This is a genomic window from Flavobacteriales bacterium (genome assembly GCA_026129465.1).
Lineage (GTDB): Bacteria > Bacteroidota > Bacteroidia > Flavobacteriales_F > PHOS-HE28 > PHOS-HE28.
In genome coordinates, this window is sequence record JAHCIA010000007.1 from 1 (window position 1) to 1,483 (window position 1,483).

The following is a 1,483-nucleotide window of genomic DNA, read 5'->3' on the forward strand; positions in this document are numbered from 1 at the left end:
TCCTTTCGACGCTCTGCATTATTAGGTTGAGTGGCGGCCGATTCAGTCGGCTAATGACGTAATCTGCAGTTTCCATTTTCACTTCCCCCAATTTGTGCCGACAATGAAATGCAGCGCCCGTAGAGGCGCGCTTTCTTCGATGTCCTGCCACGCAAACAGAAAGGAGGGGAAGCATGATTCGCGAACAATATAAAACGCTCCGCCAAGTCAGACTAGAACGTTGCGCTAGTTACTATCAAGCCGAGGTGCAACCCGGGAATAAGGTTACCCTTGACTCGCCTGCCACTGATGTGATGACCGATCTTAAGCATGTTCAGGTCGTTACCATTGGTCCGGACGCTACACTTGTTTCGGCAGACAAAGCCATGGCACGAAATACTGTCAGGTCGTTGCTGGTGGCCGACGAGAAACGATGCATTCTGGGGATAATCACTTCGACTGACATTCTTGGCGAGAAGCCGATGCAGGTTGTGCGAGATCGTGGCGTTCTTCACGAGGAAGTAAAAGTGCGGGACATCATGACACCGCGTGATCGATTGGAGGTGCTCGACATGAAGGACGTCCGTGCAGCCGAAGTGGGGCATGTGGTGGCCACATTGCAGTGGGCAGGCCGACAGCATGCCCTTGTCGCCGAAGAAGACATGTCGGGCCGACAGATGGTGAGAGGAATTTTCTCCACGACTCAAATTTCCCAGCAGTTGGGCGTAACGATCAGTTCCACTTTGATCGCATCCACCTTTGCTGAGATAGAGGCTGTCATCGCCCACTGAAAGACTCGACAGTGCGGAGTATCATTGCTTTCCGAATTGGATGGAGTGATGCGGAATGCCCGGTTGGAAGGCGATCAAGCTTGTTACCGTCGTCGTTTTGATCTTTGTGCCCAAAGTGGTGTGGGCGGAATTCTACGGAGACAAAAAGTACGGCGAGTATTACGAAGAGGAAAAAGTCTGGGTTGAGACCAAGGCAGTGCTGCCAGAGATTCCCAAGATGGAGAGTCTTGTCGAATACTATGTCAGTGTCGCCTCCTCGAACAAATACTATATTGCGCCCCAGACCATCAGTATTGCCGCAGACGGGGTCGTCCGCTATGCGGCAGCAGTGAAAACGCCAAATGGCGTCCTCAACCTCAGCTATGAGGGGCTTCGCTGTGCTACCAAAGAATTCAGGCTCTATGCTTTTGGACATTCAGACGGAACTTGGGGAAAGTCCAGAAATGAACACTGGAGGGCAGTCCGCCGCGGTTCGTATCAGGCAACCTTGTTTAATGAGTATTTTTGCCCGAGGGGCGTAGTGATATTTTCTCCTGGCGAGGGGGCGGATGCCCTGAGGCAAGGAGGACACCCGCTGACGAAGTAATCGCAACTTGCAAACGTACATGGGTTTTGTATTCCTGTCGCACAAGCGGATATGGTGAGAGATGGATAGACTGATTCTCGAATTCGACAAGGCCTTGCGTGCCGTGTTCGCACCCGGGCGCAGTATA

General features: G+C 52.4%; 2 protein-coding genes. Both read left to right on the forward strand.

What is annotated here, in order from left to right:
* The first annotated feature begins 293 nt into the window (after positions 1-293).
* Positions 294-770 (forward strand): CBS domain-containing protein, encoded by a 477-nt coding sequence (locus KIT10_16305; protein MCW5900821.1) that lies wholly within the window; start codon positions 294-296, stop codon positions 768-770.
* Between the two features lie 55 nt (positions 771-825).
* Positions 826-1,356 carry a CNP1-like family protein gene (locus KIT10_16310; GenBank protein MCW5900822.1) on the forward strand — a complete coding sequence of 177 codons (531 nt, stop codon included), beginning with the start codon at positions 826-828 and terminating at the stop codon, positions 1,354-1,356.
* The last annotated feature ends 127 nt before the right edge of the window (positions 1,357-1,483 follow it).